Origin of the sequence: Streptomyces sp. NPDC058257, assembly GCF_042881845.1 — a bacterium.
Taxonomy (GTDB): domain Bacteria; phylum Actinomycetota; class Actinomycetes; order Streptomycetales; family Streptomycetaceae; genus Streptomyces.
On the sequence record NZ_JBHVXJ010000037.1, the window covers coordinates 1 to 17,844 of the forward strand.

Annotated in this window: 15 protein-coding genes and 1 pseudogene; 11 read left to right on the forward strand and 5 right to left on the reverse strand. The window is 68.0% G+C overall.

The features are described from left to right. Nucleotides 1–416 precede the first annotated feature (416 nt). Nucleotides 417–635, reverse strand: a complete 219-nt coding sequence (locus tag ACFVXC_RS41190) for a hypothetical protein (protein WP_389916774.1) — start codon at nucleotides 633–635, stop codon at nucleotides 417–419. Between the two features lie 153 nt (nucleotides 636–788). After that, a complete protein-coding gene (locus ACFVXC_RS41195) occupies nucleotides 789–1,061 on the reverse strand; it encodes a hypothetical protein (protein ID WP_389916776.1) in 273 nt (90 codons plus the stop codon). A gap of 164 nt (nucleotides 1,062–1,225) precedes the next feature. Here ACFVXC_RS41195 and ACFVXC_RS41200 point away from each other — a divergent pair, with 164 nt between their 5' ends. Beyond that, a complete protein-coding gene (locus tag ACFVXC_RS41200) occupies nucleotides 1,226–3,751 on the forward strand; it encodes a Helicase associated domain protein (RefSeq protein ID WP_389916778.1) in 2,526 nt (841 codons plus the stop codon). Nucleotides 3,752–3,868: 117 nt separating this feature from the next. On the opposite strand, the gene ACFVXC_RS41205 is transcribed toward ACFVXC_RS41200, so the two are convergent. Next, entirely contained in the window at nucleotides 3,869–5,002 is a 1,134-nt protein-coding gene (locus ACFVXC_RS41205; RefSeq protein ID WP_389916780.1) for a hypothetical protein, read from the reverse strand. A 713-nt stretch (nucleotides 5,003–5,715) separates the two neighbouring features. On the opposite strand from ACFVXC_RS41205, the gene ACFVXC_RS41210 reads away from it, so the two are divergent. From ACFVXC_RS41210 to istB, 9 genes and pseudogenes are all read left to right on the forward strand, one after another. Beyond that, nucleotides 5,716–5,856, forward strand: a complete 141-nt coding sequence (locus tag ACFVXC_RS41210) for a hypothetical protein (protein ID WP_384279054.1) — start codon at nucleotides 5,716–5,718, stop codon at nucleotides 5,854–5,856. Nucleotides 5,857–5,988: 132 nt separating this feature from the next. After that, nucleotides 5,989–6,273: a helicase associated domain-containing protein gene (locus tag ACFVXC_RS41215; RefSeq protein WP_389916846.1), complete on the forward strand. Its 285-nt coding sequence runs from the start codon at nucleotides 5,989–5,991 to the stop codon at nucleotides 6,271–6,273. 260 nt (nucleotides 6,274–6,533) lie between these two features. After that, complete coding sequence (locus tag ACFVXC_RS41220) at nucleotides 6,534–6,935, forward strand: hypothetical protein (protein ID WP_389916783.1); 402 nt, start codon at nucleotides 6,534–6,536, stop codon at nucleotides 6,933–6,935. Between the two features lie 288 nt (nucleotides 6,936–7,223). After that, complete coding sequence (locus ACFVXC_RS41225; protein ID WP_389916785.1) at nucleotides 7,224–8,261, forward strand: transposase; 1,038 nt, start codon at nucleotides 7,224–7,226, stop codon at nucleotides 8,259–8,261. A gap of 150 nt (nucleotides 8,262–8,411) precedes the next feature. Beyond that, nucleotides 8,412–8,624, forward strand: coding sequence for a transposase (locus ACFVXC_RS41230; RefSeq protein ID WP_389916786.1), 213 nt, complete (start codon nucleotides 8,412–8,414; stop codon nucleotides 8,622–8,624). A gap of 202 nt (nucleotides 8,625–8,826) precedes the next feature. Continuing rightward, nucleotides 8,827–9,348 carry a hypothetical protein gene (locus ACFVXC_RS41235; protein ID WP_389916788.1) on the forward strand — a complete coding sequence of 174 codons (522 nt, stop codon included), beginning with the start codon at nucleotides 8,827–8,829 and terminating at the stop codon, nucleotides 9,346–9,348. Nucleotides 9,349–9,361: 13 nt separating this feature from the next. Further along, nucleotides 9,362–12,697: a tetratricopeptide repeat protein gene (locus tag ACFVXC_RS41240; RefSeq protein WP_389916790.1), complete on the forward strand. Its 3,336-nt coding sequence runs from the start codon at nucleotides 9,362–9,364 to the stop codon at nucleotides 12,695–12,697. A gap of 295 nt (nucleotides 12,698–12,992) precedes the next feature. Then, nucleotides 12,993–14,649, forward strand: a pseudogene (gene istA / locus ACFVXC_RS41245) (IS21 family transposase). Beyond that, the gene (gene istB, locus ACFVXC_RS41250) at nucleotides 14,646–15,437 is read left to right on the forward strand and encodes an IS21-like element helper ATPase IstB (protein ID WP_389916792.1); all 792 of its coding nucleotides are present in this window, start codon (nucleotides 14,646–14,648) and stop codon (nucleotides 15,435–15,437) included. Before istA ends, istB begins: the two are co-directional and overlap by 4 nt. Before the next feature lie 71 nt (nucleotides 15,438–15,508). Here istB and ACFVXC_RS41255 read toward each other — a convergent pair whose 3' ends face one another. Both ACFVXC_RS41255 and ACFVXC_RS41260 read right to left on the reverse strand, forming a co-directional pair. Next, on the reverse strand, nucleotides 15,509–15,871 hold the full coding sequence (locus ACFVXC_RS41255; protein ID WP_389916793.1) for a hypothetical protein: 363 nt from the start codon (nucleotides 15,869–15,871) through the stop codon (nucleotides 15,509–15,511). A gap of 197 nt (nucleotides 15,872–16,068) precedes the next feature. Continuing rightward, nucleotides 16,069–16,200 (reverse strand): hypothetical protein, encoded by a 132-nt coding sequence (locus ACFVXC_RS41260; RefSeq protein WP_389916795.1) that lies wholly within the window; start codon nucleotides 16,198–16,200, stop codon nucleotides 16,069–16,071. Nucleotides 16,201–17,018: 818 nt separating this feature from the next. Here ACFVXC_RS41260 and ACFVXC_RS41265 point away from each other — a divergent pair. Further along, nucleotides 17,019–17,825 (forward strand): SDR family oxidoreductase, encoded by an 807-nt coding sequence (locus tag ACFVXC_RS41265; RefSeq protein WP_389916797.1) that lies wholly within the window; start codon nucleotides 17,019–17,021, stop codon nucleotides 17,823–17,825. Nucleotides 17,826–17,844 lie beyond the last annotated feature (19 nt).

Here is a 17,844-nt window from a genome sequence, read left to right on the forward strand (position 1 = left end):
GGTTGCATATCGCTTCGCGATATGCAAGCGAACATCCCTGCTTCGCAGGGATGTTCCGCTCCCGCTCCGCGTGAGCGGATGCGGCTCGCTCCGCTCACCGCCAGACGGCACGCGCTCCGCGCCAACCGCCAACCGCCAACCGCAGGACAGGCTCCTCGCGTTGCGAGGCGCGGCCGGCCTCCGGCCGCCCGGTGGCCCACCAACTCCCCTGCGGCGCGGCGTGCCACGCTCCGCGTGGCCCACCCATAGGGCTCACGCCACAAACGGCAGCAAGAGGAGGGGGTGACGGGTAATCGAATCGAGTGAGGAGCACGGGGGTCGGCCTCTCGGGCGGGGGTGCGGATTGAGGGGCCGTCAAGACCCGCTATCGCGGGCCAGGCTGGCTACCGAACGGCCAATCCATGGGCTTGAGGGGCTCATTCCCAGGAACCCGCGTGGATCTCCAGGGCCGCCCTCACCGCGAAGGAATCATCGATCGGCACATCCCACCGGCCGGCAGCCTCTACCAGTGCCTCCTTCACTTCACTGAAAGGGCGCCCCCAGTGCGTCAAGCAGACTTCCTGCCACACCATCTGGATCCTCATCGCCTGCTCCACCACGCGCAGAACATCCTCCTCAGGCGAATCACCCTCCATGTCACTCCCCCGCCCTGCACGATCCAGCTGTTCCAGCGTGGCAGTGATGCGCGATCAGAAAGCCCCTGCCATCCTTCCCCTGCCATCCTTCCCCTGCCAGGCAGGGGAAGGATGGCAGGGGAAGGATGGCAGGGGAAGGATGGCAGGGGTGAATCAGGATGTGGGGCGTTCCACCGGCTGCCAATCCTCCATCGGCTTGGTCCTGAACATGCCCCGGTATACACGCCGAGTGAGTACTACCGCGCCCTCGCCGTACTCCTCAAGCTCCTCGAACGCTTCAGTCTCCGAGTCGTACACGAACTTCTTCCCCTTGGCATTCTTGATGATCCACTCACGGTCAGCCGCAACGCCGATGCCGCCTGTCTGCATGTTCCCCACCCCATCGACTGCAAGAGCTAGAGCTATGCTTGCTTCAAAATAATACACGGATAGACTCTGGACTCAGATAGCTCCAGAGCTGGAGCCCTGAACTGTTTCCGATGGCGAGATCGTAATCGATATCTGTCTCGCCCCGACTTCGTATGCAGGTTCAACTCCGGTCACCAGGACGCTCATCAGCCGCCAGCTACCCCCGCAGAAGGCAGATGCACATGTCGACCCAGCTCACCGATCAGCGCGAGGCCGCCCAGCGGGAAGCCATTGACGCAGTCGTGCGTGCCCTCGAGTTGCCTGCAAGATCACTTGTGCCGGAGCGAGGGCTCCGAACACAGGTGATCATGGCAACCGGGTCCGGAAAGACGAGGGTGGCGGTCCGAAGCGCGGAGGAGCTCCACGCGGGCCGTGTGCTGGTGCTCGTGCCCTCGCTGGACCTGCTCGCGCAAACTGAGGCTGCGTGGCGCGAGGGGGGCCGCCGGGGGCCGATGGTCGGGGTTTCCTCGCTGCGGGGTGAGGAGGTGTCCTTCCCCAACACCACGGACGTGGACGAGCTGGTGGAGTGGACGCGGGGCCTGGAGAAGGTCACCGTGTACGCCACGTACGCGTCGCTCGGTCTGGGCACGCTGGAGCGGGCGCACACCGCGGGTCTGGCGGCTTGGGACCTGATCGTCGTGGACGAAGCCCACCGCGTTTCCGGCCGGATCGGCAAACCGTGGGCGGTCATCCACGACAACCAGAAGATCCCCTCCCTGCGCCGCCTCTACATGACCGCCACACCCCGACTGTGGCAGCTCGGGGACGAGGACCAGGAGCTGCAGGATGCGCCGGGTGAGCTGGTGGCGAGCATGGACGACAACCCGGACGGGCCCTTCGGCAACCGCTGCTTCACCCTGACCCTCTCGGAGGCCATCGACCGGGGCATCTGTGCCCCCTACCAGGTCGTCTGCGTGGACGTCACCGACACCGCCCTCCAGGCCGCGCAGCTCCTGGGCGCCGAAGGCCGCACCGCAGAGATCCGCGGAGCACGGCTCGCCGCCCTGCAGACCGCCCTGGTGAAAGCGTCCTCGGAGGAAGGCTTCCGCCGCACGCTGGTCTTCCACCACATGGTGAAAGAGGCCGAAGCGTTCGCGGCCGGCCTCCCCCAGGTCGCCGCACAGCTGCACACATCCGACCCCGAGCTGTACCCGGCCACGATCTGGGCGGACTGGCTCTGCGGCGAGCACAAGCCACTCCACCGGCGGCGTCTGCTCGGGGAGTTCGCCGACGGGATCGCCGCGGACGGCACCGTGGTGGAGAAGGGGTATCTGGGGTCCGTGAAGGTTCTCGGGGAGGGCGTGGATACCCGAAATTGTGACTCTGTGTACTGGGCCGACGTACGCGGCTCCATGCCCGACCTGGTCCAGGCCGTGGGCCGCGCACTGCGGATGCAGCCCGGCGAGGGCAAGACGGCCAGCCTGGTCGTGCCGGTGCTGCTCGGGCCCGGTGAGACTGCGGACAACATGCTCACCAGCCGGGCGTTCGGCGGGCTCGCCAAGCTCCTGGAGGCGCTGCGGGCGCACGACGCCCGGATCGTGGAGAACCTCGCGGAGCAGCAGGCCCCGAGCCGCTACCAGCCCGTAGCGAAGGACGACAGCGGGAAGAGCACGGGCGGGAGCGGCGACGGCTCTGGGAACGTCAGCGGCCCCGCCAAGGCCCTGCTGAAGTTCTCCACGCCCCGCGACCCGGCCGCCCTCGCCGCGTTCATCAACCTCCGCGTCCTCAACCCCGAACACGAACACTGGCGACGCGGAGTAGAAGCCGCCGTCATCTACAACCGACTCCACGGCGACCTGAAGGTCCCGTTCACCTACCGCGTCCCGGCCAGGGACGAGGTGCAAGTCGGAGGAGAGGGGTGGCCGACCTCGCTCGCCGCGTTCCCCCTCGGGCAGTGGACCGCCGACGTCCGCCGCTTCTACGCCCGCGGCGACATGGACCAGGACCGCATCGCCCAGCTGGAAAAGCTCGGCATGATCTGGTCCCACTTTGACGTCGCATGGGAGGAGGGCCTGTCCGCCGCACACGGATGGGCCGCCGAACACGGACACCTCCTGGCCCCACTCGACGCCACCCACCAAGGCGCGAAGGTCGGCATCTGGCTGAAAAACGCGCGAGCAGCCGCCCGCAAGGCGCAGGAGAACGAGCAACGGCGTGCCGAGGGGCAGCCGGTCCAGACATCGGCCGGGGCCATGCCGCAGGAGCGACGCGAGCAGCTGGAGGACATCGACCCATCCTGGTGCCCCACCTGGCCGGTCACATGGCAACGCTGCTTCCACCTCGTCCGGCTCCACCTGGACGCCGGTGAGACGCTCCCCACCACGGCGGGCGAAATCCTGCGCCAAGGCGAAGACCTCGGACGCTGGGTCCGCTCCGTAAGGCATGGGTGGGAACAGCTCACGACCGTGCAGCAGTGGATGTGCGAGCAGGTTCTCGGCATCGAACCCGCCAGCGAGGACGAGAAGCCACCGCCGCGCCGTACGCAGGCCGACAAGTGGGCGCTGAACTACCAGGCCGCCAAGCAGTACTACGAGCGCGAAGGACACCTACAGATCCCGAGGAAACACGTCGAACGGATCGTCGGCGAGGGCCAGGAGGAGCGGGAACACAAGCTGGGCGCCTGGATCGGGAACCAGCGCAGCCGGGCCGCGACCCTGACGCCGGAGCGGATGGAGCAGCTGTCCGCGATCGGTATGCGGTGGACATGATGCGCAGGCGCAGACGCAGGGGAGCTGGGCAGGAGTTCGGCCCGGCCCACTGCTGCCCGGATCACCCGGGATCCGGTCTCGCTGTGCTCCGCCCAGGCCGGTTCGGGGCGCACTCTGTCAGACCCAGATCTGATCTTCGTTGGTGAAGACCGGCCACGGTTGCCATCCCACTGTCCCCTTTGCCAGCATGCGATCCATGCCTCGGGCCCAGATTGGGAGGTCGACCAGTTCGAGCAGCAGGCGGTTGATCTCCGCGCTGTTCATCGAGACGCGGTGGCCGTTGCTATGGAGCTCCAGCACTGGTTGCCCCGGCGACGTCGGCTCGACACCGTTGGGGAGCAACCAGCGCGCGTCCATCCCGCACTTGCCGAGTTCCTCTACGAGGGAATCGGAGCGCAGGGTCACGGTGAAGACCAGGAAGTCGGCGATGAGGGCGGCGCACTGGGCGGCTTGGAGGGGATAGATGCCCCACGGCGGGGTGAGCCGTCCGCGAGCAACGCTGTCTCCGCTGGAGAAGCAGATGCGGGTCCCCGTCGTCAGGCGGGCGCGTCGCAGCAGCGACGCGTACGCGGACTCGAAACGTTGGCCCGCCTCTTCCTCGCCCCATCGGTTCCTCGCCGCTGAGAAGTCGAAGGCGAGCAATGCCCTGCCGCCGGGGATCTTCATGGTCTGGATGCCGCGCCGATGAGCCAGGCTGAGCGCATCCGCGAGTGCGGGAAGGTGGGTGGCGTATGGCACGCCGGTGTCGACCAGGCGGGCACGGATATCGCCGGGGAGCCGGCCGAAGTTCTGGGTCGCCTCCGCAGCGGCCTTCAGGCGCAGGTCCTGAACACGGTCGCGTGCGTTCGGGTTCGACTTCAGCTCGTGGAGGTAGATGTTCTGCCACCCGTCGTCGCCATCGTGGAAGACGGTGGCATCGCCGATACGCAAGCAGTCGGTGAGGTCGTGCAGCAACGTGAACCGGCGGTGGTCGCGCCATTGTTCGACGGCGAACTCGATCTCGTGCTGCGTCCCCTTCTTGTCCAGGTGCATGGGCCCGGGCGACTCGTTGCGGCACAGAGCGAGGATGTAAGAGCGGTTGTAGCCCAGGACTCGCCAAGCCAGCGCGTCACCGATGGAGCGCAGCTGGCGGATGACCCGCTCGTACACGTCCAGTTCCAGCTTCCAGGCGTCAACGTCGTGCGGGTCGCCCTCAGGCAGTTCCGGAGCGTCAGGCGGAGGCCTCTCCCCCTTTCGCAGGCGCTTGGCCACGCGGGATCTTTCCGCCCGGGCCTGGGTCGCCGTCAAGGTGGCCGACAGCAGATTCTCCTGGAACGCGACGAAGTCGCCGGGGGTTCTGGCACATCCGCAGATCGCTGATGAACGAGTGCCAGGCAAGCACCACGAGAACGAGGACGCCGTGGACGGCTCGATCCACTTCAAAGGCCCCATTCCTTCGCGCGTCAAGAACGCCGACGTCGCTAGAGTTGTCCATGCGTCGATACCCGCGTATCACTCTGTGAAATACAGGTTCGCTTTTCTCTGCTGGGGCACGCAGACGCTGAGCTGCACCCTGGGTCTCCTAGGCCCTGCCACCGCAGAAAACGGGCTTTGTCCCGGTCCTCCTCGCGCTCGACGGCCATCCTCCGCGGTGGACCTGGCGGCCGCAGGATGCCGAACAGCTCCGCTCGGTGCAGGTGGGCCGAAAACCATCAGCCCCTCCGCTGGCCAAATCGCCCCTATAGGAGTTCGTTGAGGATCGTCCGGAAGAAGCGCACTCACAGGTGCGTGCACTGCAAGTCCCGGAGTGCGTAGGGATGGCGCTGATGCGGAAGCTGCTGGCCAGCACGGTGTCGTCGGCCCTCCCATAGGTGTCGACCGTCCGTCCCATCTCGCGCCGAGGAGAAGAGAAAGCCATGAGCCCTCCCGTCCGTATCCCGACCCGCTCGCAACCCGGTGCTCGTCTATACGGGTGGCTGGCAACCGTGACCGGTCTGCTGGCCATCGTCGCCGTGACCGTCCTGGCCCTGACGGGCCACGGCGCCGCGGCCGCCGTCGTCGGAGTCATCGGCGGTGGAGTGAGTGCTGCTGGCGGCGTTCAGGTAACGGTTCACGTCCGGCACTGAACGGTTCACGTCCGGCGATGCGGCCGCATCGCCGGACGCACGCCCTTCGGCTCGCTGAGCGACAGTGGCCGCTGCGTAGACCCGCACCCGGGGGGCCTTGGTCAGCGGTGGCCCGGATGTCGGCAGGGCCGCATCGAGCCCGCCAGCGAGGACGAGAAGCCGAAGCCGCGCCGCACACAAGCCGACAAATGGGCCATCAACTACGCCGCCGCCCGCCAGTACTACGAACGCGAAGGACACCTACACGTCCCAAGGAAACACACCGAACCGATCACCATAGGCAGCGACAGCGCAGAGAAACGCAAGGTCAGAGAGCTAAATCTAGGAGCCTGGATAGGGAACCAGCGGAGCAGGGCCGCGACGCTGACGCCGGAGCGGATGGAGCTGCTGTCCGCGATCGGGATGCGGTGGTCGTGATGGCTATCGTCGTCACCGCGGCCGCCGCCCTCGCGGCCCGGCTTCACGCCCGACGGCACCGTGCCAGGTAGCGCAGCCTTTCCCGGTCACAGACGTTGCTTAGGGCGGACCGCCTTTGCGGCGACGGTCCCGGCTGTGCTCTGTCGGCCCGTGAACGGCGAGCAGCGACAGCCCGAAGGTGCTTCGCATCCTCGCCTCTGGTTGCAGTGATCCGGTCGTTCAACGCATCGGGTTCACGGGACTGGTGCGGATAGAGCGAGATGACCAAGAAGCATGCACGTAAAGAGGATGCGCCACGCCGCATGAAGGAAAACGGGAACAGCAGCTATCAAGCGGAACTGAAGAAGATGTCTACGGCAGAAGCCGGGGAGGGGAATTCCAAGCCCCTACCCAACGCGGATCGTCGCGAGGACTTCGTGGATGCCGTAGTCGATGCGGACCTGCCGCAAATGGTCAAGGTCCTGCTGTACGAGTTGGCCTCGCGACTCGACCTCAGCCTTTCAGACTGGACTGAGGGAAATCACCGAGTCCGGTTCGAGGAAGAAGAACTGGCCCGCAGCATCGGGCTAGAGGGTGAAGCAGCCGAACGTCGGTACCCACGCTGGTACCTACGCCGGTACCCACGCTGGCAGCCCAACACCCGACCCCACCAAGGATGGTGAGGAGCCGGTATCGGCGGGGCCCGATGGTCGACTCCCAACACAACGCCGGGAGAAGGCGCGGTAGGCCCGACCACCACAGGTCACAGACGCCGCGCCTCCCAACGACACACGAGCACCGCTTCGCACACCCCCGCTCCATGCCTACGTTCCCCCGCGCACTGGAGGAGATGCGTGATGAGCACTTGCAGCGGGCTCGCACGGTGCACTTAGCAGCCGGTGCGCATCGGCAGACATCGCCGCGCACTAGCCGGCGCGCACGGCCGGGCGGACCGGTACCGACCGCACCGGATGCCGCGCATCGAGTGCCGACGGTGCGGTGCGTTTCTCCTTGACCACGGCCACGGTCAAGGAGAAACACGGCAGTGCGCACCCAGGTGGACACACGACATCGTCACCGGCGGTGTCGTGCACTCGTCGGTGTGCGCCGGCCGCTCCCCTGCTCAACTGGCTACCGTCTGTGTCCCGCAGTTCGTACTCGGCCTGTCGGACCGGCAGGCTGCCGAGGCGGTTCGTTGCCGCGTCGACTTCAAGTACGCCATGGCCATGGAGTTGGATGATCCCGGCTTCCACCACAGTGTGCTGGCCGACTTTCGCGACCGTCTCGCTGAAGACGACCGTGCTGACCTCCTCCTTGACCTCGCGCTGGCCCGTCTCAAGGAGGCCGGACTGGTGCGTGAGCGCACCACGCAGCGCACCGATTCCACCCACGTCCTGGCCGCGGTGCGGGACCTGACCCGCCTGGAGTTGACCACCGAGGCGGTTCGCGCCGCGCTCGAAGAGGTCGCCGGCACCTCCCCTCACCTGCTCGACGAGCTGGTTGATGAGGACTGGGGGCGCCGATCCTCGTCACCGGAAACGACGCCGTCCGGCTCCTGGAACACCTCTACCGGCACGGAACCGGCCACACGTTCGGCCCTCGCGTGCAGGCCCTGCGCCAGATCGTGGTGCAGAACTACCACCGCGACGTCGCAGGACACCTGTGCTGGCGCACCGCCGAGAAGGAAGGCGGGCCCGGACTGTCGCCCTCATCCCGAGCGATTGTCTCGCCCTACGACACTTCCGCCCGCTACGCACGGCACGGCACGGCACGGCACGGCACGGGCACATCATCAGCTGGAAGGGGTTTTCCGCTCACCTGACCGAGACCTGTGCCCCCGACGGCCCCAACGTGATCACGGACGTGGTCACCACCGCGGCCACCACCCACGACAGCCAGGTCCTGCCCGGCATCCACACCCGCCCGGCGCGTCGCGGACTGCTGCCCGCCGAGCACCTGGTCGACGCTGGCTGCACCTCACTGCCCCACCTGGAACAAGCCGCCCGTGAACACCAGGTCACCGTCTCCGGGCCGCTTCGGACCAACCCCCACCCGCCAGCACCGACGGAACGAGGGCTTCGCCCGGGACGACTTCCACATCGACCACGACCAGCAGCAAGTCACCTGATTGGAAGGCCCGCTATGCGGTCCGCTCCGGAGTGGAGGGCACGGTCAACGAGTTCACCCACGGTCACGGCATGCGGCGCTGCCGCTACCGGGGGCAGGGAAAGGCCCGCCTCCAGCACGTCCTGACGGCCATCGCCGTCAACATCGAGCGGCTCAGCGGCTGTCCCCGACCGAGGAAACCTCCGCGCCCCGCCGACCGACCGCCTCCCAGGGCTACCTCGACCAACGCGAAATTCCCCGACTGAAGTCCTGGCGAACCCTGGGCACCTGACCTCGGCGCGACTCCAAGATCTCCGACAGAGTCAAGCTGATGCTGGGGTGTTGGTCGGCCCGTGGCTGGCCCCGCGCCCGACGAGAAATGCCCCGCGCCGACTTGATTGGACGCCCGACGTGCGCTGGAGTGGTACGTCGCGATGATTCGGGCCCAAGTGGTGTGAGGAACAAGCCTTGTTGGTAGAGACGTTGACCGCGTTGGCCGCCGCGAGCGGCGGTGCGGTGGTGCAGGCTGCGGGAACCGACGCGTGGCTGGCGGTGCGGGACCGGGTCGCCGAGCTCTTCGGGCGGGACGACGCCGAGCGGGCCCGGGCCGAACTGGAGCGTCTGGATCGCACCGCCCAGGCGCTGGAACCGGGTGCCGCCGCCGACCCCGAGCGGGAGGCGCTGCGTCAGGAAGGCGCGTGGCAGGGGCGGTTCGAGTCCCTGCTGGAGTCCTTGGACACCGCCGCTCAGGAGCGTGCCGTGCGGGACCTGCGTACGCTGCTGGCCTTTGTCGACGGCCCGGGAGAGGATGTGGCCCTGGCGACGGGCAGGGCGACGGCGCAAGACGGGGGCAGTGCGGTGACGGGGATCAGAAAGTCCGCCGGTGGGGAACCCGGTGCCGGGCAGCCAGCTGCGCGGGCGGTGAACACCGGCGACGCGCAAGCGACCGGCGCCGGGTCCAGTGCCGTCAGCGGCATCGTGACGGAGTAGGGCCAGGGCGCGGATGGCCAAGTGGCGATGGGGCAGAAGGTACGACCTAGGCAAGCGGACCCTGGCCGGGAGCACGATCCCGGACGATCCCGCAGCGCAGCACGTCTCGGGCAGCGGCAACGCGACCGCGTCGAACGGCGGCATCGCCGTGTCGGGCATCTACAACGACCACTCCAGCGTGGTGCTCCCTCCGGAGGCGGTGCGCCCCGTCGCGGACGTGCGGGCTCGGCGCGGGCTCGACAACTACCCCTATAGGACGGCCCAGTTCATGGGGCGTACGGAGGCACTCGACACGCTCGACGCTTCGATGAAGAAGCGCCGCGGCGGGTGTGTCCAAGTCGTGCACGGGCTCGGGGGAATCGGGAAGAGCACGCTGGCCGTGCACTGGGCGGCCACCCGGGCCCGCAAGCATGGCCTCACGCCCGTCCGCTGGATCGCCGCGGACAGCGCCTCGGCCGTGGAGCAGGGCCTCGCCGCCTTGGCCGCGTCGCTGCAGCCCGCCGCGTCGAAGGCGATGACAGTGGAGGCCCTCGCCGAGAACGGCATGCAGTGGCTCGCCGCGCACAGCGGCTGGCTGCTCATCCTCGACAACGTCAACCACGTCGCGGACATAGCCCCGCTCCTGGCCCGCGCTCCCCAGGGCCACTTCCTCATCACCAGCAGGCTGGCCACCGTGTGGCACGACGCCACCGCCGTCATCCGGCTCGACGCGCTGCAGCCGGCCGAGTCGCTGGCCCTGCTCACCCGTATCGCCGGATCCGGTGGCTCCCGGGACCTGGCCGGGGCGGACGAGTTGTGCACGGAGCTGGGCCACTTGCCGCTGGCGGTCGAGCAGGCCGCCGCCTTCCTCGCCCAGAACCCCTTGCTGACGCCCCGCGCGTACCTGGAGCTCCTCCGGCAGGACCCGGCGCCGCTGTACGAGCGCGGCGGTGACGGATACACGATCGCCGAGCGCACCATCGCCCGCATCTGGCGGGTGACCCTGGACCGGGTCGGTGAACTGCAGCCGCTGGCCCCGGCCGTCCTGCGCACTCTCGCCTGGTACGCCCCGGACGAGATCCCGGTCGACCTCGTGGACGGCGAGGGCGGTCCCGCCCTGGTGGCGAGCGCCGTCGGCATCCTCAACGCATACAGCATGATCACCGTGGATCCGGCGGCCCGGACCTTCTGCGTGCACCGGCTGCTCCAGTCCGTGGCGCGCACCGCCGACGCGGCGGACCCGCACCGCACCGCGGGTCTCGTCGACGAGGCCCGGGACCGTGCGACGGCCGCTCTCGAGATGGCGGTGCGGTCGACCGACTGGCAGGATCCCGCCACGTGGTCCTTCGGACGGTCCGTGCTGCCGCACATGGACTCGCTGGCCGACCAGTCCCCGCCGTCCGCCGACACGACGACGACGGCCCGGCTCCTGCATCACGCGGGAGTGTTCTGTCTCAGCCAGGGGCTGGCCGCCCGAAGCACCGCGCACCTCCAGCGCGCACTGGACCACCACGAGAGGGAGCTCGGCCCCTACGACATCCACACACTCGCCTGTCGCCACGGTCTCGCGGGCGCCCAGGAAGCCGCGGGGCAGGTGCGCCGGGCCGTCGCCCTGTACGAGAGCGTCCTGCGCGACGAGGAGGACGTCCTCGGGGCGACGCACCCGCTCACGATGGCCAGCCGCAACAACCTGGCCGACGCCCATCGGGCTGCGGGGCACCCGGACAAGGCCCTTGCCCTGCTCGCGGACCAGCACGACGACACGTATGCCGCCCGCGCGGCGACGCGTTTGGGCCTACCGATGGACCTGAGCATGTCGCTGCCTCCGGGCCCGCCGACGGAAAACGAGGACCTCGTCACCCTGTCGGCACGCAACACCCTCGCCCGCACCCGGCAGGAGGCGGGCGACCACGCCGAAGCCATGCGCCTGTACGAGGAGAACCTCGCCGCGTGCGTCCGAACGCTCGGCGCGGAGCATCACCTCACCCTCACGACGCGGAACAACCTGGTCGCCGCCCGGCGCGAGGAGAGAGGTACCTCGGACTGCCCGCGGGGGCCAGAACAGACCGTCGCCCAGTTCGAGGCGCTCCTCGAGGCGATGGAGCGGGTCCTCGGCGACGAGCACCCCGACACGCTTTTGGTGCGGGGCAACCTCGCGGGAGCCGTGCGGGACGCGGGTGACCTGCGGCGGGCCATCTCCCTGTTCGAGGAAGTGATGCCTGCCATGGAACGGGTCCTCGGCGAGTTCCACGGCCTCACACGCACCGCGCGCGTCTCGCTCGCGCTCGTGTACCGCTCGGCCGGTGACTTCGAGCGGATGGCCGGGCTCGGGTCCGCACCGCAGGAGTCCTCGAGCGGGCCGCAACCTTCGGCCCCCGGTCCCGGGGGAGGCGGGACCACTGACAGAACGAGGACGTCCGCCGAGGCCGACGTCCTCGACACCCGGAACGTCGACCTCGGCTACGGGCTTTTGGCGGCCGGGGACGCCGCACGGGCCGTCCCCCTGTTCGAAGAGGCCGTACGCGAGGACGTCGGCGCTCGTCAGGACGCCGACGACCGCAACGCGCTCACCGCCCGCCACAATCTAGCGGTGGCCCACCTCATGGCGGGTGCTCCCGAGCGCGCGCTCCCCCTCTTCCAGGAGGTCCTGCGCATCCGGGCGGAGTCGCTTGGCCCTCATCACCCTGACACCCTCAACAGCCGCCGGCACTTGGCCGATGCCCACCGCGAGGCGGGGGACTTCGGCGAGGCCGCCTCGCTCTACGAGCAGACGTTCATCGCACGGGAGCGGGACCTCGGCCCCGATGATCCTGACACCCTCGCCGCCCTCGGCCTCCTCGCGTACGCCCGGCAGCGCGCAGGAGGACCTGCCCTCGCCCTGCCCCTGTACGAGCGGGCAGTCACGGGCATGGAGAGGGCGCTGGGCCCCTTGGACACCGGCACACTCACCGCGCGCAACGGCCTCGCCGGCGCCCACCAGGATGCGGGGGACCTGACGCGCGCCGTAGAGCTCTACGAGGACAACCTCGCCGCCTGCACCGTGGCGCTGGGGCGCGACCACGCGCACTCCCTCACCACGTCCCACAACCTGGCGGTCGCCCTTGCCACAGCAGGCGACATCCGCCAGGCCCTCCCTCTGTTCTGGGACACCCTTCGCCGGCAGAAGAAGCAACTGGGCCCGGATCATCTCGACACCCTCACCACACAGATGAATCTGGCGGGCGTCTACCGGGCGGCGGGCGCGCCGCGCAAGGCGCGCCGCCTGTACACGCGGACCCTCGCGACCTGCGTACGCACGATCGGGGAAGCCCACCCCCTGACCCGCAGTGTGCGCCGGCTGATGGCGGCCGCCGGGATGGCCGGACCCTGAGCTTGTTCCTTATCTTCTGGCGCTGTTCGGGGCACAAAGATAGAGAACAAGCTCAGCGTCCCCGTCTCGGCCTGCACCGGCCACCGATCACCTTCGCGGTCCAGTTGCTGACGTCCACCGTGAGGGCCAGACGGCCATCGGCGGCCTGCTGGCTATGCGCGTGGGTAGTGACACCACCTGTCGGTCAGCGACGACACCACCCGCTCTCGTCGGGAAGCGGTATCGATGAGTTTGGACACCACCCGGGTGCTTGCGGTGGGACCATCGAAGTGCACCGCGTGGTGAGGGGGCACGGATGCCGCCGAAGTCCAAAGTCGATCTGTACGCGGCGATCCGTCGTGATTCCCGGGCCGGGCTGTCGAACCGGGCTTTGCAGCACAAGTACGGGGTGGGCTTCCGCACGGTTCGCAAGGCTCTGACCTCGGTCTGGCCGGAGCCTCGCAAGAAGCTTCCGCCGCGCAGGACACGGCTGGACCCTTACAAAGGGCTGGTCGATGAGATGCTGCGGGCTGATCTCACCGCGCCGCGGAAACAGCAGCACACCGCCAAGCGGATCTTCGACCGGCTGGTTGACGAGCACGGCGCGGCCGAGATCACCTACGGGATCGTCCGCGCCTATGTTGCGGAACGTCGCGAGGAGATACGGATCGCGGCGGGCCGGGGCATTGCGAAGGCGTTCGTGCCGCAGTCCCATCGGCCGGGAGCCGAAGCGGAAGGTCGACTTCGGGGACGTGACGATCCGTCTGGCCGGTGAGCAGGTCAAGTGCAGCCTGTTCTCGTTCCGTCTGTCGTACTCCGGGAAGGCGGTGCACCGGGTGTCCGCCTCCGGCGGCCAGGAGGCGTTTTTCGAGGGACACGTCCACGCTCTCAGCGTGCTCGGCGGGGTGCCGACCGGCAAGGTCCGCTACGACAACCTCAACTCGGCCGTCGCCCAGGTGCTGGGCTTCAACCGGGCCCGGGTGGAGACCGAGCGGTGGATCGCGTTCCGCTCGCATTTCGGTATCGAGGTCTTCTACTGCCGTCCTGGCATCGAGGGAGCGCACGAGAAGGGCGGGGTGGAGGGGCAGATCGGCTGCTTCCGCCGCAATCACTTCGTCCCCGTTCCCGAGGTCGGCTCGCTGGCGGAACTGAATGCGATGGTCGACCGCTGGGACGAGGAGGACGACGCCCGGCGGATCCGCTCCCGACCGCGGACGGTCGGCGAGTACTTCGCCGCGGAACAGCCGTTGCTGAAGCCGTTACCGGTTGAACCGTTCGAGACGGGCCGGCTGTTCGCACTGCGGGTGGACCGCTACGGCCAGATCAGCGTCCGCACGAACCACTACTCGGTGCCGGTGCGGCTGATCGGAAGACGGGTGCGCGTGATGCTGCACGCCTCGGAGCTGGTGGTTTACGACAACGGCGTCGAAGTCGCCCGGCACGAACGGCTGATGACCAAGGCCGGGTCGCGTCTGGTGCTGGACCACTATCTGGAGGCGCTGGTCCGCAAACCGGGGGCCCTGCCCGGCTCGACCGCGCTGGAACAGGCCCGCTCAGCAGGGAAGTTCACCCCGGTCCACGACGCCTGGTGGGCAGCGGCCTGCAAGGCCCACGGCGACCGGGACGGCACCCGGGCGCTGATCGAGGTCCTGCTGCTGGGCCGGCACATGCCGCACGAGCACTTGGTCGCCGGACTCGCCGCGGCGCTGCGGGCAGGAGCGATGACCTCGGACGCGGTCGCGCTGGAGGCCCGCAAAGCAGCGGAGGCCGACGACACCACGGCCCCGACCGTGCTGCCGGAAGGGCCGGAGTCCGACCGGTTCGGGCATCCGAAGGTCACCTCGCTGACCGAGCGGAGACTGGCGCACCTGCCGCCGGACACCCGGCCGCTGCCCTCGGTGGCCGTCTACGACCAGTTACTGCGACGACGCCGGCCGGGCGGCCGGCCCAACCCCGAGGGAGAAGAGCCGTGACCGTCAATCGCCACCGCGGACTGACCGAGCAGGCCGCCGACGCGGCTATCGAAGCATCCTGCAAGGCACTGCGACTGCCCACGATCCGGGGCCAGTTCGCCGACATCGCCGAGGATGCGGCCAAGGGCCAGATGACCTATCGAGGGTTCCTCGCGGAGCTGCTGCTGGCCGAGTGCGACGACCGGGCCCGCCGACGTTCCGAGCGCCGGATCAAGGCCGCCTCTTTTCCCCGGGAAAAGTCTCTGCGGCAATTCGATTTCGACGCCAACCCGAACATCGACCAGGCCGTGATCCACACTCTCGCGTCCTGCGAATGGGTGAAGAAGGGTCTGCCCCTCTGCCTCATAGGAGACTCCGGAACGGGGAAGTCTCACCTGCTGATCACGCTGGGCACCGAAGCCGCGATAGCTGGCTACCGGGTGAAGTACGTGTTGGCCACCAAGCTGGTCAACGAGCTGGTGGAGGCCGCCGACGAGAAGGTACTGACGAAGACGATCGCCCGCTACGGACGCGTCGATCTCCTCGCGATCGACGAGCTGGGATACATGGAACTCGACAAACGCGGCGCCGAGTTGCTGTTCCAAGTTCTCACCGAACGGGAGGAAAAGAACAGCGTCGCCATCGCCTCCAACGAAAGTTCTGGAGGGTGGACCAAAACGTTTACCGATCCCCGGCTCTGCGCGGCCATCGTCGATCGGCTCACCTTCGGCGGGAACATCATCGAGACCGGCACTGATTCCTTCCGCCTCGCCCAGACCCGAGCCAGGGCCCAACAGTCCGCTGGCTGACGACAGCGGGCCCTTCCTCGACAGGTGCCGCGGGCCGACGGAGGGCCACCATCACGGCACCGGGGAAGCCGCTACCGGGAAGGACCGAACACCCTGGACACGCAACGGTCGAGGAGGTTCCCGAAGGCTTGCGGTGAAACCACATCCGGGGCAGGGAGCACACCGGCATCATCGATGCTCGCGATGAAGTCCACATCGGCCCAGCCACCGCGGAACAGCACCACACAGAGCTCGGTCTCTGCCAGCCCCGTGATACGGACGCCGATTGAATCGGGGTCCTCCACTCGCGAGCGGTCCGTCTCAAGCTGCTGAGGCCAAGAAGCTGCTTCGTCACGCCAACTGACAGGCCCGACAGCCAATCCTGCGGACTCCCACCCACGTCGACGCTCTGCAATTTCGACGACCGCTTGATCAAGATCGATGACTCTCTTCACGGTCCGATCATCGATCACGCAGGCGCTGAGGTCCATTGTTTACGGCTCGACCAGACACCGGACCTCACCCCAGGCCAGGCGGTGTCAGATCTCACCGACATTTCAAACGGCCCAAGGCAGCTACTGCTGTCGAAACCCACCGGCAAGTGGTGTCCGTTTCCACCTACGAAGCCAGCCTGCGGCTGGGCAAGCCCTGCTCAGGTGATGTCGGCGGACTGCTGGCGGGTGAGGGTGGTTCGGCCGCGGGGGCCGGGCAGGACGAGCTGGCCGTCGGCGATGAGCATGAAGCGTTCCAGGCCAGGGACCAGGACGTTGAGCACGATGCGCATGCCGTCCAGCATCCGCGCAAGGCCGGGGCTTGGTTCACGGCCATGGTCTGCTTCAGCCCGATGGACAACATGGGCGCCCGCTTCCTCGCCCCGGGAGGGCCATCAGGCCGCTTGCCGCTCTCAAGTTGACCCCTCCAGCGGGGATGCGTCTGGGAGTCCGACTTTGGCGGCAGCCCCCGTCCTGGATGGCACAGCTGTAGGTTCCACCTTCTGGTGCGCACTGACTCCAGCGGAGACACCGGATTCCACGCGAAGTGAGCACTGCGGGTGCCGGTCCTCCATGCGCAATAGGCGCCCAGCTGGGGAGGCCGCCTGTCGCAGTCAGTGACGACTTCTCGCGGGCCGTCGCCTGCCTGCCTGTCGAGATCGACTCCGAAACGCCGCGCCGAGACAGCGGCGCTCGGTCCGCCCGTCTCGTTCAAGACGCAACCCCCTGGGCGCATATGACCAGTGGCGGTCGGCACCGGCGCCTTTCCTGCGGCGAAATTGCGCAAGGAAGAGCTGGGCGGACCAGCGGCCATCCCATGCCCGAATCCGCAACTCCGCCCCAACACGGCCTGCACGACCCCGAAACGATCAACCGGGAATCAAGCCGGTGGATCCGGGGTGAGTCAGCGCACCAGGCAAGGGGGCTCTGCCAGTACCTGTATCACAAGGGTCTCCCAGACGTCCCAAACGCCTGTCAACCTGGTTGAGTCGAAAGCGCCGACAACACTCCATGGACGCGCACTGCGGCTTTACCCCATCAGTTCAATTCAGTTGCCCCGAATGCGCGACCGTGTCGGCGCATTCTTCCACGACAGAAGGTACGGAGACCAATGGCGGACAACCAATGCACCACGCACACAGAACTTTTCGATCTGAGTGGGAAGTACGCCCTTGTCACTGGCGGCACCAAAGGCATTGGGATGATGATAGCGCGCGGCCTTCTCCAGGCGGGCGCCCACGTCGTCATCAGCTCACGCAACGCAGACACATGCGCGGAGGCACAGCATCTACTGTCCGAATTCGGCGACGTTCGAGCAATCCCCGCCGACCTGTCCAGGCACGACGAGTGCCGGCGCCTCGCTGATCTTGTCAAGGCCGACTCGGAACACCTCGACATCCTTGTCAACAACGCGGGAGCGATGTGGCGCGAGCCGCTGGAGACGTTCCCGGACGAGGCTTGGGACACAGTGATCGACCTCAACCTCAAGTCACCGTTCTGGCTGGTCCAGGCGCTGCTCCCCGCACTTCGCAAGGCGGGCACCGCCGATGATCCCGCGCGGATCATCAACATCGGCAGTATCGCCGCCATCCACGTCGCCCAGGCGCCCAACTACTCGTACGCCAGCAGCAAAGCGGCACTCCATCAACTCACCAGAGTGCTTGCCAGAGAGCTGGGCCCACAGCACGTCACGGTGAACGCGGTAGCACCGGGAGTGTTCCCGTCGCAGATGATGGCGTCCACGCTCGATGCCATCGGCGACACGATCGCGGCGGCGGCCCCTCTGCGCCGGCTCGGCCGCGACGACGACATGGCGGGTATCGCCGTGTTTCTCGCCAGCCGGGCCGGGTCCTACCTCACGGGCACCATCATCCCGGTGGACGGCGGCACCGCGACGACCGCATCGGGTACCCCTTAGGTTGCGGGACGGGCTTACG